At 61.7% G+C, this 23,828-nt stretch carries 20 protein-coding genes; 12 read left to right on the forward strand and 8 right to left on the reverse strand.

From position 1 onward, the window contains the following. Positions 1-219 precede the first annotated feature (219 nt). The 6 genes from JF539_RS21895 to JF539_RS21920 form a co-directional block, all read right to left on the reverse strand. Positions 220-1,377 carry a thiolase family protein gene (locus JF539_RS21895; protein WP_207142886.1) on the reverse strand — a complete coding sequence of 386 codons (1,158 nt, stop codon included), beginning with the start codon at positions 1,375-1,377 and terminating at the stop codon, positions 220-222. Then, entirely contained in the window at positions 1,374-2,825 is a 1,452-nt protein-coding gene (locus tag JF539_RS21900) for an AMP-binding protein (RefSeq protein WP_207142887.1), read from the reverse strand. The genes JF539_RS21895 and JF539_RS21900 overlap by 4 nt, the downstream gene beginning before the upstream one ends. A 24-nt stretch (positions 2,826-2,849) precedes the next feature. Further along, positions 2,850-3,395 carry a biotin transporter BioY gene (locus tag JF539_RS21905; RefSeq protein WP_207142888.1) on the reverse strand — a complete coding sequence of 182 codons (546 nt, stop codon included), beginning with the start codon at positions 3,393-3,395 and terminating at the stop codon, positions 2,850-2,852. Further along, positions 3,392-4,066: an energy-coupling factor transporter transmembrane component T family protein gene (locus JF539_RS21910; RefSeq protein WP_207142889.1), complete on the reverse strand. Its 675-nt coding sequence runs from the start codon at positions 4,064-4,066 to the stop codon at positions 3,392-3,394. The genes JF539_RS21905 and JF539_RS21910 overlap by 4 nt, the downstream gene beginning before the upstream one ends. Beyond that, positions 4,063-4,839 (reverse strand): energy-coupling factor ABC transporter ATP-binding protein, encoded by a 777-nt coding sequence (locus JF539_RS21915; protein WP_207142890.1) that lies wholly within the window; start codon positions 4,837-4,839, stop codon positions 4,063-4,065. Before JF539_RS21915 ends, JF539_RS21910 begins: the two co-directional genes overlap by 4 nt. Before the next feature lie 98 nt (positions 4,840-4,937). Continuing rightward, on the reverse strand, positions 4,938-6,347 hold the full coding sequence (locus tag JF539_RS21920) for a PLP-dependent aminotransferase family protein (RefSeq protein WP_209017500.1): 1,410 nt from the start codon (positions 6,345-6,347) through the stop codon (positions 4,938-4,940). 97 nt (positions 6,348-6,444) lie between these two features. On the opposite strand from JF539_RS21920, the gene JF539_RS21925 reads away from it, so the two are divergent. Further along, on the forward strand, positions 6,445-7,041 hold the full coding sequence (locus JF539_RS21925; protein ID WP_207142891.1) for a LysE family translocator: 597 nt from the start codon (positions 6,445-6,447) through the stop codon (positions 7,039-7,041). Between the two features lie 389 nt (positions 7,042-7,430). Further along, the gene (locus JF539_RS21930; RefSeq protein WP_207142892.1) at positions 7,431-8,360 is read left to right on the forward strand and encodes a LysR family transcriptional regulator; all 930 of its coding nucleotides are present in this window, start codon (positions 7,431-7,433) and stop codon (positions 8,358-8,360) included. Between the two features lie 37 nt (positions 8,361-8,397). On the opposite strand, the gene purU is transcribed toward JF539_RS21930, so the two are convergent. Next, positions 8,398-9,255, reverse strand: coding sequence for a formyltetrahydrofolate deformylase (gene purU / locus JF539_RS21935; protein ID WP_207142893.1), 858 nt, complete (start codon positions 9,253-9,255; stop codon positions 8,398-8,400). Between the two features lie 378 nt (positions 9,256-9,633). On the opposite strand from purU, the gene JF539_RS21940 reads away from it, so the two are divergent. Then, complete coding sequence (locus JF539_RS21940; protein ID WP_207142894.1) at positions 9,634-10,050, forward strand: YcbK family protein; 417 nt, start codon at positions 9,634-9,636, stop codon at positions 10,048-10,050. Between the two features lie 36 nt (positions 10,051-10,086). Here JF539_RS21940 and JF539_RS21945 read toward each other — a convergent pair whose 3' ends face one another. Then, a complete protein-coding gene (locus JF539_RS21945) occupies positions 10,087-10,446 on the reverse strand; it encodes an ArsC family reductase (protein ID WP_207142895.1) in 360 nt (119 codons plus the stop codon). Positions 10,447-10,810: 364 nt separating this feature from the next. Here JF539_RS21945 and JF539_RS21950 point away from each other — a divergent pair, with 364 nt between their 5' ends. The 9 genes from JF539_RS21950 to JF539_RS21990 all read left to right on the forward strand — a co-directional run bounded on the left by JF539_RS21950 (position 10,811) and on the right by JF539_RS21990 (position 23,728). Further along, positions 10,811-12,529, forward strand: coding sequence for an adenylate/guanylate cyclase domain-containing protein (locus tag JF539_RS21950; RefSeq protein ID WP_209017501.1), 1,719 nt, complete (start codon positions 10,811-10,813; stop codon positions 12,527-12,529). 38 nt (positions 12,530-12,567) lie between these two features. Further along, complete coding sequence (gene argE / locus JF539_RS21955) at positions 12,568-13,740, forward strand: acetylornithine deacetylase (protein ID WP_328809291.1); 1,173 nt, start codon at positions 12,568-12,570, stop codon at positions 13,738-13,740. Positions 13,741-13,864: 124 nt separating this feature from the next. After that, positions 13,865-15,445, forward strand: a complete 1,581-nt coding sequence (locus tag JF539_RS21960) for an ABC transporter substrate-binding protein (RefSeq protein WP_207142897.1) — start codon at positions 13,865-13,867, stop codon at positions 15,443-15,445. An 81-nt stretch (positions 15,446-15,526) separates the two neighbouring features. After that, entirely contained in the window at positions 15,527-16,501 is a 975-nt protein-coding gene (locus tag JF539_RS21965; RefSeq protein WP_207142898.1) for an ABC transporter permease, read from the forward strand. A 15-nt stretch (positions 16,502-16,516) separates the two neighbouring features. Then, the gene (locus JF539_RS21970) at positions 16,517-17,494 is read left to right on the forward strand and encodes an ABC transporter permease (RefSeq protein WP_207142899.1); all 978 of its coding nucleotides are present in this window, start codon (positions 16,517-16,519) and stop codon (positions 17,492-17,494) included. 7 nt (positions 17,495-17,501) lie between these two features. Further along, a complete protein-coding gene (locus tag JF539_RS21975) occupies positions 17,502-19,223 on the forward strand; it encodes a dipeptide ABC transporter ATP-binding protein (protein WP_207142900.1) in 1,722 nt (573 codons plus the stop codon). Positions 19,224-19,881: 658 nt separating this feature from the next. Beyond that, a complete protein-coding gene (locus tag JF539_RS21980; RefSeq protein ID WP_209017503.1) occupies positions 19,882-21,447 on the forward strand; it encodes an HAD family hydrolase in 1,566 nt (521 codons plus the stop codon). A 115-nt stretch (positions 21,448-21,562) separates the two neighbouring features. Continuing rightward, positions 21,563-23,362 carry an IlvD/Edd family dehydratase gene (locus tag JF539_RS21985; protein ID WP_207142901.1) on the forward strand — a complete coding sequence of 600 codons (1,800 nt, stop codon included), beginning with the start codon at positions 21,563-21,565 and terminating at the stop codon, positions 23,360-23,362. An 84-nt stretch (positions 23,363-23,446) separates the two neighbouring features. Next, positions 23,447-23,728: an SCP2 sterol-binding domain-containing protein gene (locus JF539_RS21990; RefSeq protein WP_207142902.1), complete on the forward strand. Its 282-nt coding sequence runs from the start codon at positions 23,447-23,449 to the stop codon at positions 23,726-23,728. Positions 23,729-23,828 lie beyond the last annotated feature (100 nt).

A 23,828-nucleotide genomic window follows, 5' to 3' on the forward strand; every position in this document is an offset into this window, starting at 1 on the left:
CACAAAGATCCGGCCATCTCAGACCAATTGTCAGGAATTAAGGTCGCAAAACCCTGCCGCCAGCGACATCGCCGCCGTCGATGAGCCGCGTTATACGCACACTAATTCATACCGTCAACGGGCAAATTCAAAAAAATGCAAAAAACCGGAAAAAAGTTAGGTAAGTCATGCTTACTTACGCAAATTCAATGACTTAGAAGTTATCCATCTCTGCAGATGTCAGTCGGCAAAAAGCAAACTGCACCCCAGGCCACCAGCTGCCGCAATGAGCGCCATGCCAAGCGATTGGGCAGTCCTGCCCGGTTCCCGGCGACGGACCATCTGCTCAAAAAGCTGCACCACCAAAACCGTGCCCGAAGCCCCGATCGGGTGGCCGCGGGCAAGCGCCCCTCCCAGAGGATTGAGACTTTCAGGCGGCACCTCAAGCGCGGCAGCCGACGCCATGGCTTGAACCGCATAGGCCTCCATGAGTTCAACGCAAGCGAGATCGCCGGCGTCCAGGCCATGGCGTTTCAGAATGGACCGTGCACCCTCAATCGGGGCTAGCGCGGGATTTCCCGTCTCTCCGCCCGAACTTAGTCCATCCAGAAGCGTCAGACCGGAGACACCGTGAGCTTCGGCACAGGCGGCGGACATCATGAGAACCGCCGCCGCGCCGTCGGCTTCGCAGGCGATGGTCGCCGCGCTCAGGCCTGTTTCCGGACCTCCCGCCAACAAAGGCGCTCTCAGTGCGGTCTTCAGCATGAGAGGACGGGTAAAACTATCCCGGCGCGGACACGGCGAAGCTGTCACAATCAGGTTCGCGGCCAGGTCGCCGGCCGCCGCCATCGCCTTTGCGTGAGAAGTCACGGCAAAGGCTGCCTGGCTTTCGCGCGATATCTTGTTGTCCTCCGCAAGTCTTGCGGCGGCCTCGGCCAGATCCGGATCGTTGTACGGAGGCGGTGCAAAGGAGGGCCTCAGATAGGCTACAGGCTCCGACACGCCATCCTCAGGCCGGTGCATTCGGATCGGAGACCGGCTGAAGCTCTCGGTCCCGCCCGCAAGAACACACTCCGCCGCGCCGGCCCTGATCATGTGTGCGGCCAGCAAAACGGCGTCCAGACCGGAACAGCATTGGGTGTCGAGCGTAAGCGCGGGCACGGTTTCCGGCATGCCGGCCCGCAAGGCGGCGCGCCGTGCCGGGTTGCCGCCGCCATAGAGCGCGTTGCCCAGAACGACATGGTCCACCCGAGCGGGGTCCACTGCCGCATCCTGAAGCAACCGGGCCAAGACCGGTGCCGCCAGTTCATCGGCCTGCAAGGACGCGAGCCCCCCGCCGCGCGGCGCAACCGGCGTACGCCGCGCGGCGACGACAACCGCCTGACGCGAAGCCGTCACGAAAGCGACTCGCCTGCGTCACCGCGCAAGGCCTCCATTATGGTCCTGATATCCGGCTTGCCGCCGGGCGACAAAGGCAGGTGCTCTTTCACGTGGATCTTACGGGGAACCTTGCCCGCCGGAAGTTTCTCGCGGCAATGGCGCAGCAGCGCTGCTTCCGCATCCGGCAGGGGACCGGCAAGCTGGACCACCGCTTCAAGCCTCTGGCCACGCACCGCATCCGGCAGTCCGCCGGCGACCGCCACGGCCACTTCCGGAACATCCAACAGGACCGCCTCGACTTCTTCCGGATAGATATTGAGCCCCGAGGTCACGATCATTCTGCTTTCCCGGCCTGTTAGAAACAGGAAGCCGTCCGGGTCCAGATAGCCCCGGTCGCCGAACGTCAGCCAGGCCCCGTTCCATCTCGTGTCAGGAGCTTCCCCGCACAGGTATCCGGCGAAGAGAAGGCCGCTTTTCACCCAGATCGGTCCGGGCACTCCCGGCGCATTCGGAGCGCCCGGAGCACCGATGACGAGTTCGACACCGGATGCCGCCCGTCCGACAGACCCAGGCGGGACCGGGTCTTCGGGTCCGGACACCGCGATGAAGCTCGTTTCCGAAGCGCCGTAAAACTCGAACAGCCGGGCTTGCGGAAAAACCATTGACAGGCGTTTGCGGTCGCCAGCCTGCCATTTGGCCCCGCTGGCCAGCACCTGCCGCACTTTCTGTCCGCCCCCGCCACGCCTTGCCGCCTCGGCGAGAAAATGGAGCTGGGTCGGCGTCGCGAAGAGGATCGAGCCTGTCTCCGCGCTGTCCAGGTCCGAAAGCACGCGACGCGGATCGAAGCGCGGTGCGATGGCCACCGTCAGCCCCCGGCACAATCCGTAGACAGCACCGTAGAGATGCAGCGAATGGGTGAGCCTGCCTGGCAAGACGACACAGTCGGCGTCCGGTGCCGCGAACTCCTTGTCGCTCAGTGAAAAACTGTGCAACCAGGATCCGTGACTGCGCACATAGCCTTTCGGTGTCCCCGTCGTCCCGGATGTGAACCCGGCGTAAAAGAGGTCGTCTGCTCCCGGCCGCTCCCGGTCCGGCCGGCAACGCGGCGGCCGCGCCTTCCTCTCCTCCGGAACCAGGCGCACCGGGGATGCGGCGGTTATTTCAAGATCCGGCGCCGTTTCCGCCAGGACCGCTTCGGCCTGGGGATCCGGCCAGTCCGGATCCAGCACCATCGCGACGCGGGCCGTCCGGGCGCAGGCAAGAAACCAGACGAGCAGCGGAACGGGATCCTTCAGGCGAAGCGCGATCCGAGCACCCTTTCCGGTGCTGCTGCGAAGGATCTCTTCGGCGGCGGAGACTTTCCCGAGAAGCTCCGGCCAGGACACCGAAACCGCGCCGCATTTCAAGGCGGCTCTGTCCGGGAACCTGTCCGCGAAAGTCTCAAGTCCGTCCCCGATGAAGGTCATGGCCGTCTCGTTCCGGTGGCAGGCTCAGCTTCTGGAAACCAGAGCGCTCGGCAGGCCCCGGGCGATGGTCTGGGCGATCACCGCCGTCAGGGCGACCTTGATCAGATCGCCCGGAACGAAAATCAGGGCGAAGGAGAAAGCCTGGCCAAAGGTCATGTTGCCCAGAAGCGCCATTCCGGGAATTCCGAAGGCATAAAGCACCAGAACGCCGCCAATCGCAGCCGCAAGGGCGGACGAAACGAGAATGTTCAGCCGGCCGGTTATCCGCATAACAAATCCTGCCGCAAAGGCTGCTACGGGGAAGCCGATCAGGAACCCGCCCGACGCGGAATAGAACCACGCGAAACCGCCCCGCCCGCCGGACAGGACAGGCGCCCCCAACGCAAGAACCAGAAGAAAGAGCAGGACGGCCAGAGCGCCGCGCACAGGGCCGAGCATGACACCGGCCAGCATCACGCCGAGCGATTGCGCCGTGACCGGAACCGGGCCCAGGTCGAATTTCGGAACCAGTCCGAGCACCGCGATCAGGGCGGCGTAAAAGGCAATTTGAACGAGAGACCTGTCAGTCATATTCCATCATTCCTTCTTTTTGATACCCGTTCGGAGCGACCGGTTGCGCCCGCCAAGGCAGTAAAGCGGGCCAACCCTTCCGCGCCGCCACGGGCGGCAAGGGCCTCCGCGACATGGTCGGACATGCGCAGGGACTGGATTCCGAGCGGGCCGATCAGCCGCCAGGAGGAGCTCTTTCCGGTCCGCGCCCGATAGGCTTCCCGCAACGCACCGAAGACCTGCAGCAGACAGGGGACGAACCGCAGAACCAGCGTCACGCCCAGCGCGGGTTTGCGCTCGGACAGGCCTATCCAGCGGAACGGCACGAAAACCGGGCCGATGGCGGCGAGCATGTCGTCCATGCGTGTCGTCACCGAGACAAAGTTCGCGGCAAGCACCATCGTCAGAAGGCGCAGGACCGCGAAGACACCGTCCATGACCGCCCCGTTATACCAGTTGACGATCAGGAGGACGGCGGCAAAGAGCTTCAAGGCCTTCAGAAGCCTGAGCTGTTCCAGTCCGGCGCGCCCCAAGGACGCATAGGCCAGCAAGACCGTCAGAAAAGCTCCGGCAGCGACCCAGACAGACACCACCTGAAACAGCAGTACGCTGCTCAGAGCCAGGATCACCAGTTTGAAGCCCGCCGGAACCCGGTGCGCCCAGCTGTCGAGCGGCAGATAGACCGGGATCATATCGCGGCGGCCTCCATGTCTTCCGCAAGCCGGACGTCGACGTCGCCTTGATAGGCTGCAAGCACTTCTTCCGGTCTGCCGTCCATGCGCAGACGGCCTTCCTCAAGCCACAGAACCCGGTCAAATCCCCTGAAATGATCAAGGTCATGAGAGATCATGACGATCTTTTGCGGCAAGGCGAGGAGCTTGCGCCGCAGCCGCCGCATGGAAAATGCGTCGAGGCTGGTCATGGGCTCATCCAGCACCAGGAGGCGTGGCTCCATCACCAGCACGGCCAGAATGCAGACAAACTGCTTCTGCCCTTCCGAAAGCTCCGCGATCGGCGCACCGGCCAGAGCCTCGAAACCGTGTTCCGCCAGAAATGCCCGGGCGCGGCTCCGGCTTTCGGCCTTGTCCGCGCCGAGCTGGGTCAGGCCGAAGGCGATTTCCTCCTCCACGGTCGGAAAAATCGCCTGGTGATCCGGGTTCTGGAAGACGAAGCCGACATGGCGCGGCAATTCGGGTTCCGCCTCCCGCGACGGCGCGCCGAACAGGGAGAGGCTGCCCGTATCCGGGCTGCGCAAGCCGTTCAGTAGACGCACAAAACTGCTTTTGCCGGAGCCGTTCAGGCCGATCACCCCGACGCGGTCTTCGGCGAGCGACAAGGTCAGATCTTCAAGAATGCGCTTCCGGCCGACGGTGAGGCCCACGCCCTCGAAGACGGCATAGGGGCTCGCCTGCGGATCGCAGACGCTTGAGGCGCGTACAGTCTTTTTTTTCGGCCAGAAAGCCATATTACCTCGCCGCGGCGACAGGACATTCCGGACAGGATACCGCCGCCAGTTTTTTCGCGCCGCTTATCGGCCGGAAACAGGTCAGTGTCAAAGGCTGGTCATCCTACCGGGCGGACCAGGCCCGGCAACTTGGCGAATTGGTCGATGGTCGATTTCACCCTGGCCAAAGCCTCGCGGAACCGTTCGTCGGAGTCCTCCGATCCGAACGTAATCCTGAGATAGGGTGCCGGCGCGCGGTCCCGTGCCTGGAAGTAGCGTGAGGACAGAACGGAGACCTTCTGCTGGGCAAGCGCCGCCTGAACCGCGTCCGGATCGGCCCCCTCGGGTAGGCCCAACCAGCCGAACACCTTGTTCGGCCCGCTTTGGAGCCGATAGGGAGACAACAGGCTTTCAGCCATCTTGAAGCGCTCCCGGTTGGCCTTGCGTTTCATCCGCAGCGCCTTGAACAAATGCCCCTCGCGCACCCAGCCGGCGATCAGTTCGGCAGTGATCGGCGAGGCCATCCAGGTGCTTTCGCCGATCTTGTTGCGGATCGTGTCGCCGAACGGGCCGGGCACATGGACGAAACCGATCCGGCTTCCCGGCGAACAGACCTTGGAAATGCTGGCGATCGAGGCGGTGCGCTCGGGCGCGAGTGCGCCGAAGGCAGGCAGGGTCTCGGTCAGAAACGGCGTGTAGGGATCGTCCTCGACGATTTTCAGGTCGTGGTCCCGCGCCACCCGGACCAGGTCCTGCCGTTCCTCCTCCGACATGGTGTGCGTGGTCGGATTGTGCATGTTCGGCATCAAGAAGACGCCCTTGAGGCCATGGCTTCGGGCTGCTCTTGCCAGCGCTTCCGGATCCATCGCCGCGAAACCGCCGTCGGAACCGCGCAGGGACGGAACCGGGGCCGCCTTCAGACCGATGCCGGCCAGCGAACTGAAGATCGACGGGTAGGTGAAGCCGTCGACCGCAATCGCGTCGCCGGGACGGAACAACGCCTGGCAGGTCACCTGAATGCCATGCTGGGCTCCGCAGGTGACCGCGATGCGGGCGGGGTCTGCGTCCAGTCCATAGTCCTTGAAGACCAGCACCCCGGTTTCCCTGTGCGCTTTCAGCCCTTCCGACGGCACGAACCCGTTCAACCGGTCGATCCCGGGTGTTCCCGCCATGCGCACGAGCCCTTCGGCAAGGCTCGGATTGAGATGCGGATAGGCGAAATTCCGCGCCAGATCGCAGGTTTCCGGTTCGTCCTCGGCCGGCGCCAGGGGCGAGACCTTCTGGGTTTTGGAGGCGACATAGGTGCCGCGCCCGGTTTCACCCTTGACCAGGCGGCGCCGTTCCGCCTCGCCATAGGCGCGCGTGACCGTGCCGAGCGTGACGCCGAGCCGATAGGCCAGCTCGCGTTGCGGCGGCAGCCGGTCCCCCTGAGAGAGCCTGCCTCCGCCGATATCGGCTTCCAGCGCGTCGGCGATCGCCAGATAGATCGGCCCTTCGGCCGCTTCGATGTTCGGGACCCACATTGTCATGAGAACAATGTTATCATTGACGGAGACAATATCTCAAGACACAGATTGCCTCCTCTTTTTTGTATCGATTGTATCGATTTTGCCCTGGAGACACTCGATGGATACCGCCACCTTCCTCGCCTTCGCGGTGTTTGTGATCGTCATGACCGGCACCCCGGGTCCCGGCAATCTGACCTTTCTGGCCATCGGCGCGACCGCGGGCTATCGCACGGCGTTTCCCGTGATCGTCGCCTCCCAGATCGGCTCGATCCCCCTGAAACTGGGCGTCGCCTACGGTCTCGGTCATGTCATGGCCGCCGGCGGACCCGTCGTTTCCGTCTTCAAGGCGCTGAGCATGGCCTATATGGCCTATCTCGCCTGGCGGATTATTTGCCTGAGCGTCCGGCCGAAAGGTGAGGTCGCCCTGCCGAGTTTCTGGGAGGGGCTTCTGATCCATCCGCTCAGCCCGAAGACCTGGGCGATGAACCTGGTGGCGTTTTCCACCTTTCTGGCCGGCAACACGCTCACCCTGCACGAAAACGCCCTGATCCTGGTCTCAGGCTTCACCATCGGCGGACTGGTGTTTCATTCCCTTTGGGCGCTCGCCGGGGTCTCCATTCTCGCGGTCATCGGAGAAGGCCCGGCCATGCGCGCCATCACCGTTTCGATGGCGGTTGCCATGCTGGGGGCAACTCTGTGGGCGCTGGCCCTTTAGCGCAATGCGCGAGACGCCTGCGCGACGGTCGAACACCCTCGGTATACCGCATGCTCATTTGGCCTGCAGTTTCATTTCGAGCCGCCATTTCTCTTCCAGAGACCCCGAAGACCAAGCGGCGTCGGTCAGGCCGACATCTCTCATCAGGTGCGGGGACAGGTCGCCCGGAGCTAGACGTTTGCGCTTATGCCCCGTTGGCCTGCGGAGCGTTTTCAGCATAAGCTGCCTTATTGCAAAAACGGCTTGCGCAAGGCCGGAGCGGGTTTGGCTTGCACACAGTTCGGATCGGGACATCGCCTTCAACTCCTGTTACGATGGCGCCAATATCCGTCCGTTCCATTTGCGTGACCAACGAAACCTCGCGCATGACACATAAGGGAATTTTATGCATGCCAGTCAGCCTGCCGCCCTTGTCCGCGATTCGTGCGTTTGAGGCAGCCAGCCGTCATTTGAGTTTCACCAAGGCGGGTGAGGAACTCGGCATGACACAGGCGGCCATCAGCTATCAGATCAGGCTCCTGGAAGACCGGCTTGGCTACGCGGTGTTCATTCGCAAGACGCGCCGGATCGAACTGACGGAAAATGGCAGACAGCTCTCGGGCAGGGTGATCGAGGCCTTCGCGACCTTGCGCACGGCTTTCGAGGAAGTGGGCGAGAAAAACGCCGGTCAACTGGTGGTTTCGAGCAACACGACCTTCGCAGTCAACTGGCTGGCGAACCGGCTGGTGCATTTCCAGATGCAGAACCCGGACATCGCCGTGCGTATCCTGCCCTACGGGCCGGGAGCCTCCCCGGAGTTCGACAGCGCGGATATCGTCGTCTCGGCCTGCAAGCGACCGCCCAAGGACTGGATCTCGAACGAAATCGTCAAGGCGGACTTCTCCCCCATGCTCAGCCCGGCGCTCGCCGCAAGCATCGGTGGCGTCACGTCGCCGGAAGACATCCTGCGCCTGCCGATGGTCGATCCCCAGGATCCCTGGTGGGGGATTTGGTTCCGGGCCGCCGGGTTCGGCGATGTGGACCTCAGCGGCCGGCCCAATTCGCGCATGGGCTCGCAGGCGCTTGAAGCCAATCGCGCCATCGCCGGGCAGGGCGTCGCCATTCTGACGCCCTACTTCTGCAAGACCGCCCTGGAAACCGGCCAGTTGCAGCAGCCGTTTGATCTGACAGCCAGAATCGAAGAGGAAAGCTGGTACTTGAGTTATCCGCCCACGAAGCGCAACAACCGGAAGGTCCGGCTGTTCCGCGACTGGGTGTTCGCGGAGTTGAAGCGCGACGGCATGCCCGTTCCCGCACCGGCCCCGGAGACCGCCGCCTGACAGCCGGTCCGAGGTCGACCTGACTGGGAATGCCCCGTCAGGGGGTGAACACGATCGTCTTGTTGCCGACGATCATGACCCGGTTCTCCAGGTGATACTTCACCGCCCGGGCCAGGACGCGGGATTCGATGTCCCGGCCGCGGGCGACGAAATCGTCGGCCGAAAGCGCGTGTGTCACCCGCTCCGCATCCTGTTCGATGATCGGGCCCTCGTCGAGATCCGGGGTCACGTAATGGCCGGTCGCGCCGATCATCTTCACACCGCGCGCATGGGCCTGGTGATAGGGTTTCGCGCCCTTGAAGCTCGGCAGGAAGGAGTGGTGAATGTTGATGACCTTGCCGAAAAGACGCTTGGACAGGTTGTCGGACAGGACCTGCATGTAGCGGGCAAGCACCACGAGGTCAGCCCCGGTTTCCTTGACCAGCTTGAGGAGCTTTTCCTCCTGTTCCGCCTTGTTTTCCTTGGTCACCGGCCAGTGATAATAGGGGATGCTTTCATGTTCCGCCGTCCGTTGGCTGTCCAGATGGTTGGAGACGATGGCGACCACTTCCGCATCCATCCAGCCCACCCGGATCTGGTAAAGAAGATGCAGCATCGCATGGTCGAACTTCGAGACCATCACGATCACCTTCGGCCGTTTCGAGGTGTCGACGAGCTTCGCCTTCATGTCGAAGCGGGCAATCACCGGATCGAGTGCCTTCTGGACGCTTTCCAAGGTGACGCCTTCCGGCGCCAGAATGGCGATGCGCAGGAAGAACTGGTTGGTGACCCGGTCCCAGAACTGATCGCTCTCGGCGATATTGGCGCCGAAATCAGCCAGTTCCGTTGTCACTGCGGCGACAATTCCAGGTCTGTCCGCACATGACAGCGTCAGAACATATTGGGCTTCCGGCATGGTCTTCACTTCTCCAGTTCACGGGACAGACGGATGTCCGCTCGGCACCGGCTGATCGTCCGTCTATCGTTTCCTTTGCGGACTGAACAGCCTTGACGGCGCGTTCTGCCAGCGATGCTCCAAGAGGCCGCAGTCCCTGGCCGGTTCCACCGGCTTGGCGCGTGCCCTTCCCTTGGGCGGTATCTTCCAACAGTTTCGCCGGAGATTTGTACATGCATTTGCGGCACGCCCGTATGCATTTCCGACAGCGGCTCATCCCGGGCGCTATTCATTCCCGCGGAGCGTTAACCACGTTTTTCATGACAATTTTAATAAAATTGCCCGTAGTTTCCGGGTCATGGGGGACGACACCGCGAACAGATTTCAGGACCTCAAGTGATGCGTCAACGTTTCGTTGCCTGGGTTTTCCTTACCGGTTTCATCCTGTCGCTTGCCGGGTGCGGCACCGTGGCGGGCGTCACCGGCATGGGGTGGATGACCGCATCGCACAGCTCCATCGACTATGACGACACCGAATGGTGCGTGCCGCGCAAGCTGAAAAAGGTGCTCAACCGCGTTGCCGCCCGATACGGCAAGGTGACCGTCAGTTCTACCAAACGCTGGTGGCTGGAAAACTGGTGGAAGGGCGGCGCGAAGAACTCCTATCATCTGAACTGCCAGGCCGTCGATTTCTCCGTTCGCGGCAACCCTTCCTCCGTTATCGCCTTCCTGAAGGCCCAGCCCGAGGTCGGCGGCTACAAGCACTACGCCTCCGGCCACTACCATATCGACACGGGCCCGCGCCGGAGCTGGTGACACCGCCTCCGGACGGTTTCTGAAGATGCGGACCGCTTACTTCAACTCGCCCAGCTCCAGCGCCATTTCCCAGGAGACGGGATCGAAACCGATGAAGTTCTTCACCGCGCCTTCGACGATTGGCCGCTTGATCGTGGAGGGGTGTTCGATCATCACCTCCAGCGCGCTGGCGGCATCGACGACGGAGGCCTGGGTGTCCTCGTCGAGGCGCCGCCAGGTGGTGCCGCGCTTGTTCAGCACGGTGTCCCAGCCGAATTCCTTGACGAAGATGGCCAGCTTGTCCTTGTCGACACCGTCCTTCTTGTAGTCGTGAAACGTGTAAGGAACGTCCGCCTCTTCCAGAAACTTCCGTGCCTTTTTCACGGTGTCGCAGTTCTTGATGCCGTAAACTTTCATCCGCTTTTTCCTGTCCGCTGTGCTCGTCGCCCGACTTGGAAGATCGTCTCAATTCGCGGCATGCCCGGGACGAACTTCAAATTCAAATCGGTGACCAGCAGGTTTTGTTTCCAATGTGCCGGGACAGTCGCGTTTGACGGCCCGGATTGCAAGGCGTGGCCGATGCCGGCTGTCGCGTTTCCACCGTCGGGACCCGAGGGATATGGAATGTTCGCCGGGTTTCAGGCGTTAAAAGACCTGTTAGAAATAGAGATTACGGATAGTTTCGAACACGGTCCGCGTGCCGGGATGCGGGCATCCGGGTCTGCCAAACGCCGGAACCCAGGATTTCGTCTTGTCAATGAACCGAGGGAAAGCCAAGCCCATGCCAGGATCCCACTCCTTGTCTTCCACTCCGGCACGCTCTGCGCCAGGAAGGCAATTCGCTCCGGGAACCGGCAACCTGCGGCAACGTCTGCGGCTTTGGAGCGGGCTGATTCTCTTCGTCTATTGCCTCAGCCATTTTTTGAACCACGCGCTCGGCATCATCTCGGTCAACGCCATGGACGAAGCCTCGCTCTGGCATTACTGGGTCTGGCGCAATCCACTGGGCGAAGCGCTGCTTCTTGGCGCGATCCTCACCCATATGACCCTGGCCTTGTGGCGCACAGCCCGGAGGACCACGCTGAAAATGCCGGCGTGGGAGTTTATCCAGCTCGTTCTCGGGCTGTATATTCCCTGGTCTCTGATACCCCATATCGGCACGACCGTCGGGCTCGCGAAGGAATTCGGTTTCAATCCCAGCTATCACCAGATGCTGACGATCCTTTGGCCCGACGAGGCCTTCATGCAGTCCGTGCTGCTGCTGGTGGTCTGGACGCATGCCATGATCGGCCTGCATTTCTGGCTCAGGCTTTATCCCTTTTACATGCGCCTGAAGGTTGCCGCCCTCGCTTTCGCGGTCGCGCTGCCGTCCCTGGCTCTGTGGGGCTTTGTCGAAGGCGCGCGCCGGTTGGCTCTGACGGAAAACGTCAAGGTCAAGGTCACTCGGGACCAATGGGACTGGATACATGATCTTGTCGATCAGCTGCAGGCGGTGGTCTTCGGCCTGATCGCCGCCAGCCTGCTGGCCATTCTGTTCCGCTACCTCGCCAACCTGCGCGCCCGTCGGCTCACCATCACCTATCCGGGCGGTCTTTCCGTCAAGGCGCAACCAGGTGCGACACTTCTTGAAATCAGCCGGATGAACGACGTGCCGATAGCCTCGGTCTGCGGCGGCCGCGCGCGATGCTCGACATGCCGGGTCAAGGTCCTGGAGGGGGAAGAGACGCTCGAGGCGCCGAACTCCGCCGAAGCGGCGGTGCTTTCCCGCATCGGCGCCGTGCGGGGTGTCAGGCTGGCCTGCCAGGCAAGGCCACAAGTGAGCATGAAAATCCAGCCATTGGTCTCGGTGAAGGCGGGGCCGGAAACGAGCGCGCATTTGCAGGACGCCTACTACTGGGGGGTCGAACAGGACATTGCGGTGATGTTCGTGGATCTGCGCAATTTCACGAAAATCACGGAATCCCAGCTTGCCTACGACGTCGTGCATCTCCTCAACAGCTATCTCGATCAGGCGGCCGCGGCCATCCATGCCGAAGGCGGTTATGTCGACAAGTTCATCGGCGACGGCATCATGGCCTTGTTCGGTATGGAATCGGATGCAAAGACCGGCGCCCGGCAAGCACTGAGGGCGTGCAAACGGCTCGAAGCCGTCATGCATATGCTCGACTCCGAGAAAGGGCCGCAGTTCCACGATCCGATTCGCCTCGGGATAGGCCTGCATCTCGGTCCGGCCATCCTCGGCCGAATCGGTTCCGCAGGAACCGCCGCCACGAACGGCGGCCTGACCGCTCTCGGCGATGTGGTCAATACGGCCAGCCGACTCGAGGCCGCCAACAAGGAGCATCAGAGTTTCGCAGTGGTTTCGAAAGACGTCGTCGACGCAGCGGAAGCCAGCATTCCGAACGCTGAGACTGCTGAAATAACACTCCGGGGCAAGGAAATTCCCTTGCAAGTCTTCCCCTTAAAACGGTTAGATACAATTGTCGTGCCGGCCGGCTGATGCCTCTTCGGCGAAACAACGCGAAACTGGGAGTTGGCGTGAGCCTTTCGAATTCGCCGCAGGCCATGCTGGAGAAACTGATCTCCTTCAATACGGTTTCAAGCCAAAGCAATCTCGAACTCATCTCGTTCGTTGAAGACTATCTGGCCGGATTGGGCGTTGCATCCGTGCGCGTCCCGGACAGCACCGGCAACAAGGCCGCTCTGCATGCGATGATCGGTCCCGCGGTCGATGGAGGCATCGTTCTTTCCGCCCATACGGACGTGGTTCCGGTCGAAGGGCAAACCTGGTCCCGGGACCCTTTTTCGGCATGGGTCCGGGACGGCCGCCTCCACGGGAGGGGAGCGGCCGACATGAAGGGTTTCGCGGCGACGGTTCTCGCAAAGGTGCCGCATTTTCTCGCCGCCGATCTCAAGCTCCCGATCCACATCGCGCTTTCCTACGACGAGGAGATCGGCTGCTTCGGCGCGCCGCCCCTGATTGAGGACATGCTGGCAAAAGGGCCCAGACCGGGGATGGTCGTTGTCGGCGAGCCAAGCGACATGAAGGTCGTGACCGGCCACAAGGGAATCGCGGTCCTGAAAACCCGTATCGAGGGCCACCCCGTTCACTCCAGCCAGCTGCACCGGGGCGTATCCGCGATTTCAGCGGCCGCCCGCCTGATTGGCTGGCTCGATGCCAGGACCGCGGACAACAGGAAAAACGCCGATCCGGACTGTCCTTTCGTCCCCCCTTACACGACGCTCCACTGCGGCACGATCCAGGGCGGACAGGCTCACAACATCACCGCGGGCCACTGCGAGTTCCTCACGGATATCCGCCTTTTGCCCGGCGACAACGCCGAGACATGGATCGGCGCCTACAGGTCGTTTATCGAAACCGAGGTTCTTCCCGGCATGCGCACGATCTCAGAAAGTTGCGGCATCGAGGTCGAGGAACTGGCGAATGTGCCCGGCCTTCGGGAGGAAGACGACGGGCTCGCGGAACGGACCGTCCGGCAGTTGACCGGCGACAACAGCCGCACGGTCGTCGTTTTCGCCTCGGAGGCCGGAATTTTTCAAAACCATGGCCTTTCGACGGTCATCTGCGGGCCCGGCTCCATAGACCAGGCGCATCAGGCCGACGAGTATATCGAATTGAAACAACTGGACAAATGCGCGGCCTTCCTCGACGGATTGGCCGAAACATGCCGGAAGGAGACGCCTTCTTGAACACGCACCGGGTTTGAACGCAAGCGTATACGGTGTCATAGTTCGTTTTAGCAAGTTGTACGCGCAGACAAGACAATGCAGGCAGCTAATCGGATAACAATCCGACAGCCACAAAGAGGGAAAAATGAAGACGCCAAAAATTTTTGCCGCAATGCTACTGGCCGCGGGAATGGGGACGGCCGCTCAGGCTGAAACACTTAAATATTCTTTCCAGGGAACTTTAAACGCCCTGGATCCCTACGGCCTCAATGAAACCTTTACGCTCTCCTCTTTGGGAAACACTTATGAAGGTCTGACGCGAAGAAACGAAAATCTCGAAATCGAACCCGCTCTTGCGGAACGATGGGAAATCATCGACCCCAAGCGCTGGCGTTTCCACCTGCGCAAGGGCGTCAAGTTCCATGATGGTGGCGATTTCACGGCCGAGGATGTCGCCTTTTCCGTCGATCGGGTCCGTTCCGAGGGGTCCGATCTGACCACTAGGATCGGTCCGGACGTCACGGTCGAGATCGTGGACGATCACACGGTCGATTTCGTTCTTTCCAGCCCGAATCCGATCCTGCACTCCGAGTGGGATACCTTCTACATCATGGACAAGGAGTGGACGACCGAGCACGATGCGATCAAGGTTACCTCCGCGTCCGACACCACGCCGAACTACGCCGGCCTGCATGCCAACGGCACCGGGCCGTTCAAGATCGTCAGTCATGAGCCCGGCGTGAAAACGGTTTACGAAAAGTTCGACGGCTGGTGGGATACCCCGAAACATAATCTGGACACCGTCGAATTCACTCCGATCTCCTCGGACGCCACCCGTGTCGCCGCACTCTTGTCCGGCGAACTGGATATGGTTTACCCGATACCGGTTCAGGACATCAGGCGCATCGAGAGCAACCCGGGCACCACCGCCCTCACGGGACCGGAGCTGCGTACCGTCTTTCTCGGCATGGACCAGATGCGGGATGAACTTCTTTATTCGGACGTGAAAGGCAAGAATCCGTTCAAGGACGCGAAGGTCCGCAAGGCGCTCTATCAGGCCATCGATATCGAAGCGATCAAGTCCAAGGTCATGCGCGGCCTCTCCACGCCGAGCGCGATCATGATCGCCCCGGCACTGTTCTCCGGCGCGGACGCCTTCACGCGCTACTCCTACGACCCGGAGGCGGCGAAAGCCCTGCTTGCCGAAGCAGGCTATCCGGATGGTTTTTCCGTTGGCATGGATTGCCCGAACGACCGGTACGTGAATGACGAGGCCATCTGCCAGGCGGTTGCCGCCATGCTGGCCAAAGTCGGCGTCAAGGTCGACCTGAACGCCCAGCCGAAGGCGAAGTATTTCGCCAAGATCCTGGCGTCCGGCGGGTACGACACGTCCTTCTACATGCTCGGCTGGACCCCGAGTTCGCTGGACAGCTGGAACGTCCTGTCCAACCTGATGAATTGCCGGGACGAGGCGGGCAAGGGGTCGCCGTTCAACATCGGCGGCTTCTGCGACGAAGAACTGGACAGCCTGACACAGCAGATTCTGGTTGAAATCGACAAGGACAAACGTGACAGCATGATCGGGGAAACCTACAAGATCAGCCACGACAACGCCTATTACATTCCCCTGCATCAACAAAGCCTTGCGTGGGGTGTTTCGGACGAGGTCAAACTGGTCCAGCGTCCCGATAACCAGTTCAAGTTCCGGTTCGTTACCAAGAACTGAGCCGGACGCGGATAACCACCGCTCCCGGCCTTGCCGGGAGCGTCTGTTCAAAGACATGCAAGCCGGAATCGAAGAGCCGAAATGATTGGTTTTGCAGCGCGGCGGTTGCTTCAGGCCCTGATTGTGATGCTCGTGGTGGCGCTTTTGGCCTTCACCATGTTCCGCTTTGTCGGCGATCCGATCAATCAGATGGTCGGCATCGAAACCTCGATCGAGGAGCGTGAGGCTCTTCGCGAGCGCTTGGGGCTGAACGATCCGGTCCCCATCCAGTTTCTCCGGTTCGCCGCCAAGGCCGCCCGGTTCGATTTCGGCACCTCCTATCAGTTCCGGCAGCCGGTTTCGGAGCTGTTCGCGAAGCGCATTCCCGCGACCCTGGAGCTCAGCTTCGTCTCCGCTCTGTTCGCGCTCCTGATCGGCGTTCCCATGGGGATCTATGCGGGTCTCAACAGGCATTCGCCCCTGTCGAAGCTGTTCCTGTCTGTGTCGCTGGTCGGCATTTCCCTGCCGACCTTCTTCATCGGCATTCTGTTGATCTTCCTGTTTTCCGTGACCCTTCAGTGGCTGCCGAGTTTCGGCCGGGGCGAGACGGTTCAGATCGGCTCCTGGTGGACGACCGGGTTCCTGACCGTCTCCGGCCTGAAGGCGCTGATCCTGCCTTCCATCACTCTCGGCCTCTACCAGATGACCCTGATCATGCGCCTGATCCGTGCGGAAATGCTGGAGGTCATCCGTACGGACTACATCAAGTTCGCCCGGGCCCGCGGGCTGCCGAACAGACTGGTGCATTTCCGTCATGCCCTGAAAAACACGCTGGTGCCGGTCGTCACGATCACCGGCCTGCAACTCGGCTCGATCATCGCGTTCGCGACCATTACCGAAACCGTGTTCCAATGGCCCGGCATGGGCCTGATGTTCCTTCAGGCTGTCCAGAACGTCGATATCCCGATCATGTCCGCCTATCTGATTCTGACCGCCTTCCTGTTCGTTGCGATCAATTTCATCGTCGACATCCTCTATTTCTTCATCGACCCGCGTCTGCGCGTCGGACGGCCATAAGGGAGACAAGACCCGATGCCTTACGTCTCCAACGAAGAAGCCAAATCCGCCGTTCAGGACAGGACGGACGCGCAGCCTGCACCCGGCCGCCTGGCCCGGCTGGCGGACAGCGACATCTTCCACTCCTTCCTGCGTTCGAAGATCACCGTGGTGGCCGCCTTCGTGACCCTGGTCCTGTTCGCGCTCGCCTTGCTCGCGCCCTGGGTCGCCCCTCACAATCCGTTTGACCTGGCCTCCATTTCCATTCTCGACGCCCGCGTGCCGCCGGTCTGGATGGAATACGCGGATCCGCGCTTCCTGCTTGGAACGGACGACCAGGGCCGCGACCTCCTGTCCGGTATTTTCTACGGCATGCGGATTTCCCTGATTGTCGGCTTCTGTTCGGTCTTCGCCGCCGCCGCGATCGGCATCACGCTCGGGCTCATCGCCGGATATGTGGGCGGACGGACCGATGCGCTCATCATGCGCATCGCCGATGTGCAACTGACGTTTCCGGCCATTTTGATCGCGCTTCTGATCGACGGCATCGCCAATGGCATCTTTGGCGGGCTCGATCGGAAGGTCTACGCCTTTTACATCCTGATCGCGTCGCTCGCCCTGTCTTTCTGGGTCCAATACGCGCGCACGGTGCGCGGCTCGACCATGGTGGAAAAGAACAAGGAATATGTGCAGGCCGCACGCGTGATCGGCATTCCCTCCGTCATCATCATGGCCCGGCATATCCTGCCGAATGTCATGGGCCCGGTGCTTGTGATCGCCACCATCAACCTGGCTCTGGCGATCGTCACGGAAGCAACCCTTTCCTTTCTGGGCGTCGGCATGCCGCCCACGCAGCCGTCGCTCGGCACGCTGATCGCGGTCGGCAACGATTTTCTCTATTCCGGCGAGTGGTGGATCGCCATCTTTCCGGGGCTGGCGCTGGCGCTGCTCGTCTTGAACGTCAATCTTCTGGGCGACTGGTTGCGGGACGCCCTGAACCCGAAGCTGCGGTGAGGCCGGTATGAGCGTTCTTGAAATCAAGGACCTGACGGTCGAATTTCCAAGCCGCAGGTCCGTTTTCGTTGCGGTCGACGATGTCACCTTGAACGTGGAGGCCGGCAAGATCCTTGGTGTTGTCGGCGAATCCGGCGCTGGAAAGTCGACCGTCGGAAATGCGGTCATCGGCCTGCTTCAGGAACCCGGGCAGATTTCGCACGGCGAGGTCTTTCTGCACGGCAAGCGCATCGACAATCTCAAGGACCGGGAGAAACGGCGGTTGCGCGGGCGCCGGATCGGCATGATCTTCCAGGATCCGCTGACGTCCCTCGATCCGCTGCAAACCGTCGAGTCCCAGCTGGTGGAAACCATCAGGACCCATCTGCCGCTCTCCCGGAAAGAGGCCCGCGAGCGCGCCGTGGACCTGATCGCTTCGGTGGGCATTCCCGATCCGCGCGAGCGGATCAAACAGTATCCGCATCAGTTCTCCGGAGGCATGCGCCAGCGCGTGGTCATCGCGCTCGCCCTTTGCGCCGAACCGGAGCTGGTCATCGCCGACGAACCGACCACCGCGCTTGATGTGTCCATTCAGGCACAGATCCTGGAGTTGATGAAGAGGCTCTGCGAGGAGCGCGGCGTGGCCATGCTGGTGATCACCCACGACATGGGCGTGATCGCAGAAATCACCGATCACGTCGCGGTCATGTATCGCGGCAGGCTGGTGGAATATGGCGAGACCGGGCAGGTTCTAGGCGCGCCGGGCCATCCCTATACGAAGAGCCTGATTTCAGCCGTTCCCCGCCCGGACATCAAGGTCGAGCGGTTTCCGGCCGTCAACTATATCGAAGAAGCCGGTACCCCCCAGAACCAACTCGACATCGCCACCCATTGGCTCGGCAAGACCCAGAACTACGAAAACGTCGTCGGACCGCTTGTCCGGATCGACGATCTGAGCATGCGCTTCGAGACCCGCGGCTCGATCTTTCCTTCCCGTCGGAAATACTTTCAGGCCGTCAAAAACGTCAGTTTCAACATTGAGGAAGGCGAGACCTTCGGCCTGGTCGGTGAAAGCGGGTCCGGAAAATCGACGATAGCGCGCCTGATCACCGGCCTTTATCAGCCGAGCGGCGGCTCGATCCTGTTCGGATCCACCGAACTGACCTCGCTGCGGAACCGCGCCGACGTGCTGTCGATGCGCCGCCAGATGCAGATGATCTTTCAGGATCCCTATTCCTCGCTCAACGCGCGGATGCGGGTCAGCGACATTGTTGCGGAACCGATCAGGTTTCACCGGCTGGCCTCGGACAACAGGCAGGTCCGTCAGATCGTCGACGACCTGCTGGATCACGTCGGTCTCGGCGCGGCGGCGGGCAGGAAGTTTCCGCACGAGTTCTCCGGCGGACAGCGGCAGCGCATCTCCATCGCAAGAGCTCTCGCGACCCGGCCGAGGTTCCTCATCTGCGACGAGCCGACTTCCGCGCTCGACGTTTCGATTCAGGCCCAGATCCTCAATCTCCTGAAAGACCTGCAGGAGGAGCTCGGACTGACCATGCTGTTCATCAGTCACGACCTCGCCGTCATCCGGCAAATGTGCAACCGCGTCGGTGTCATGCGCCACGGCGAGCTCTGCGAAGTGGCTGAATGCGACACTCTCTTCGAGGCGCCCCAGCACGACTATACGCGCGAACTCCTGCGCCTGATGCCGTCAATGGATCTCCTGTCCCGCGCGAACCTGGAAACCGCTTGATACCGACCGCAACCAGATCCGGCACGCCCCAGGTCCGGTCCGCTTTCGCCAAGTCATTGAAGATGAGTCTTTTTTCAGATTCGTCCGAGTCGTCCTCTTGACTCTTGCCGACGTCCCAACTCCCGGCTTTTCGCCATCCGATAACCACAATCGATTCCGGACCAGGCAAAATTTGCCGCTCCGGCTCGCGACCCGCCCGGCGGATCGAAGCAACCCTGACCGGCTGACCTCAATTACCTTGTGGAACAGCTTCGCGGATGTCGATTTGCTTCGCGGCAGTCGCAATCGGCTCAGACTATTGAAAATAAAAAAGGAGGGCTTCGCAGCCCTCCTCTTAAAAAATACGCCCCAAATATATAATGGTCATAAGACCATCTGCCCGTGAGCCTTTAAATACGGCAGGCTCTAAAAAACCTCGTAGCGTAACTTTACTCAAAGTCGCCGCCGACACAAGCGGTGCGTTGCACAAATCATCGGCATTTTTCTCGAGGATCTGCTCGCCGAAACGGCAACCCGCCGATTCGATTGACTCTACGGCATTGCCTGCCTGCTTCCGCTCCCGCATTTTTAAATCGTCTTCCGGCCGCAAGCCCTGCCGTCATGAATTCATTGCAGCTCGGAAACATTCAGACATTTCGATTGAAGAAAGCCTGCGGCCATGCAGAAAAATACAATTGTTTCAACTCTTTGGTTCGCCTGTGTGGGGTTGGCGGCCTTGTTTTTACTTCTGGCGGCCGTCGCCATGGCCAACAACACCACCGGGCCGGGTCTGCCGGTTTTCGTGTTCGGAAAATACAACGCCCTCATTTTCAGCATGTTTTCCGCGATTTTTGCTCTTTTGGGCCTGTCTTCGTCACTCAATGCCTCTCCGGGACGCCCGTTAACCTTGTTCACCGCCGGGGCAGCCTGCGTTCTTCTCGTGGCAACGACCCTTTTCAGGCTTTCAGACACCGATTCGGCGTCGGCCGATTTGCCGGCTCTGGGCGCCGCGATCCTGATGTCCCTCAGGGCACTCGGCGTCGGCCTTCTGCCCCCGCGCGGCGACTACAACGGGTTCAGGGAAGCCTGCCTGTCGCTCGCCTTCGCCACCGTGACCGCCCTCGTTTGGCAATTCGTCGATCCGCGCCAACAGGCGGGCGCCCTCACGGCCGCCCTCCTGCTGTCGTGGCCGTCCCTGATCGACGGCATCAACGCCTTCGCCGACAGCGTGTTCCACAAGGCGGCGCTGGCGTCCGGTGCCCGCGACCTCAGCCATGGCGCATTTTCCAAGATCGCCCGGGCCCGGGACATCGTGATCGACCGGGCCGCGGTAATGTCCGGTCCCGACCTGATGGTCACCAACGTGATGGCCTTCAACAACGAGCCCAGAACCCTGCTCGCCGTGGCCGCCTCGGCGGAGGCGCAATCCGGGCACCCGGTCGCCGTCGCACTCAGGCAATTGGCCACCCAGTGGCATGTCGACCTTAAGATGCCGGACCGTTTCGAACCCACCCCCGGCCTTGGCGTCGTCGCCTTGCTCGGCGGCCAGACGGTGGTCATCGGCACAACGGATCTGCTCCGCCAGCTAAAGATCGACAGCTTTACGGCGGACGCCATAGCCCGCTCCCTTGAGGCCGACGGCAAGACCGTGCTGCGCGTCGCTGTCGGCGGCCGGGTCGTCGGCGTGCTCGGCCTCGAAGGAACGCTCAGGCAGGACGCCGGTGTCGCCGGAATGGCGCTAAGATGCGAAGGGCTGGTGCCCTGGCTTTACACGGGCGAGAATCCCAAGACCCGTGAGGCGCTCGCCAACATGCTCGGGCTGGAAGTCTTCGACGATCCAAAGCCTGGAGAAACCGCCCTGGAAGGGTGCCGCAGGGCCTTCGGGGATCAATCTTCTCTCGTCCTTACCCTGTCTCCGGACCGAACTTCGCTGGAGCTGCGGGACAGCGGGCCGGCCGATGGACCGGAAGAGCTGATGAAGACCGCTCCGATCGCCGTCAGCGACACGGACGACATCGGCGCTTTTCCGGCCTTGAAAGCACTCGCCACGCGCCGCAATCTGCTCGCCGTTCATGCCCGCCGGATCCTGACCGGGCTCTGGGCCTTCGCAGGGCTTCTGGGGGCTTGCGCCCTTCTGCCGCTCGCCGCCGCGCCTATCCTCTTTGCCCTCTGCCTGGCGATCCTTTGGACGTTTGCCCGTTTTTCCGTCGCGGACACCCTCAAACGGACACGCGGGGCCGCGTGACCCGGCGCGGGGCGGCCAAAGCCTGAAGACGGCCGCCTTTACACCGCCAGGGAGCTGGTGTTTATCGGAACTCACTACGGTCCAAGCAAGGGCCTGAAATGAGGGATGAGGCGCGATGAGCGATACCAAAAAACCAAAACTGCGGTCCACCGCCTGGTTCGACAATCCGGACAACCCGGGTATGACCGCGCTCTATATCGAACGCTATCTCAATTTCGGCATCACCCGCGAGGAACTGCAGTCGGGCAAGCCGATCATCGGCATCGCCCAGACCGGCTCGGATCTTTCCCCCTGTAACCGGCACCATCTGGAGCTTGCCAAGCGCGTGCGCGAAGGAATCCGCGACGCAGGCGGCATCGCCTTCGAGTTTCCCGTCCATCCGATCCAGGAAACCGGCAAGCGGCCGACCGCGACGCTCGACCGGAACCTCGCCTATCTCGGTCTCGTCGAACTGCTTTACGGCTATCCGATCGACGGCGTCGTGCTGACGATCGGCTGCGACAAGACCACGCCCGCCTGCCTGATGGCGGCGGCGACCGTGAATATTCCCGCCATTGCGCTCTCCGTCGGGCCGATGCTGAACGGCTGGTACAAGGGCGAGCGCACCGGCTCCGGCACCATCGTCTGGAAGGCCCGCCAGATGCTGGCGGCAGGCGAGATCGACTACAAGGGCTTCATGGACCTGGTCGCGTCTTCCGCACCGTCCGTCGGCTATTGCAACACCATGGGTACCGCCACGACCATGAATTCACTCGCCGAGGCGCTCGGCATGCAGCTTCCGGGGGCCGCCGCCATTCCCGCCCCCTACCGGGAACGCGGCGCGATTTCCTATGAAACCGGCAAGCGGATCGTCGACATGGTGCGCGAGGACCTCAAACCCTCCGACATCATGACGCGCGAGGCTTTCGAGAACACCATCGTCGTCAATTCCGCCATCGGCGGGTCGACCAACGCGCCGATCCACCTGAACGGCATTGCCCGACACCTCGGTGTCGACCTGAGCAACGACGACTGGCAGGCCATCGGTCACGACGTACCACTTCTGGTCAATCTGCAGCCCGCCGGGGACTATCTCGGCGAGGACTATTTTCATGCCGGCGGCGTGCCGGCGGTGGTCGCCGAACTGATGCGCCATGGAAAACTGCCCCATCCGGACGCGGTCACCGCCAACGGCCAAAGCATCGGAAACAACTGCGCGGGCGTTGAAACCGACCTGCCGGATGTCATCAAACCCTTCGAAAGCCCGATGATGGAAAAGGCCGGGTTCCTGAACCTGAAAGGAAATCTCTTCGACAGCGCCATCATGAAGACCAGCGTGATCTCGAAGGAATTCCGCGACCGCTATCTCTCCAACCCGGACGACCCGGAGGCCTTCGAAGGGCGCGCCATCGTGTTCGAAGGACCGGAAGACTACCACCACCGGATCGACGAACCCGGCCTCCAGATCGACGAGAGTTGCATCCTGTTCATCCGCGGCACCGGGCCGATCGGCTATCCCGGCGGCGCGGAAGTGGTCAACATGCAGCCGCCGGCAGAGCTGATCAAACGCGGCATCACCGCTCTTCCCTGCATCGGCGACGGTCGCCAGTCCGGCACCTCCGGATCGCCTTCGATCCTGAACGCCTCACCGGAAGCCGCAGCCATGGGCGGCCTGGCACTTCTGAAAACCGGTGACCGCGTCCGCATCGACCTGAACACGGGCACCGCCGATATCCTGATTTCCGAAGACGAGCTCGCGCACCGCCGGGCGGTTCTGGAGGCTGCCGGCGGGTTCAAGGTCGCCGAAAGTCAGACCCCCTGGCAGGAGATCCAGCGCACGATGGTCGGCCAGTTCGACGAGGGCATGGTGCTGGAACCGGCGGTCAAGTACCAGGATGTCGCCCACACAAAAGGGTTGCCGCGCGACAATCACTGAGGCGCAAATTCCTTCTTGACGATTACGTAAACGGCATGCTTCAAGAAGACAACGGCAGACGCCTGATCTAAATGGGAGAAAAAAATGTCATTGGACCAGCTTACGGCAAGCGTACGCGAAAAGGTGGCCGGCGGCGGCATCGATGAAAGCGTGAAATTCGATCTGGGAGAGGACGGCGTGATCTTCGTACAGGGCTCGGATGTCACCAATGAGGATGCCGAGGCCGACTGCACGATCAAGATGTCCGCCAGCGATCTGGGCGACCTTCTGTCCGGCGACCTCGATCCGACCGGCGCCTTCATGGGCGGCAAGATGCAGGTGGAAGGCGACATGAGCGTCGCCATGAAGCTTGGCAGTGTCGTCTGAGCCGGCGCTATTGGCAGAACCTTTCCGCCGGTCTCTTCGGAGACCGGTTTTTTTTCGCCTTGTATCCGGGATTAAAAACGGCGGCCTCGAGGGACCGCCG

Origin of the sequence: Roseibium aggregatum (genome assembly GCF_017309185.1) — a bacterium.
Taxonomy (GTDB): domain Bacteria; phylum Pseudomonadota; class Alphaproteobacteria; order Rhizobiales; family Stappiaceae; genus Roseibium; species Roseibium aggregatum_B.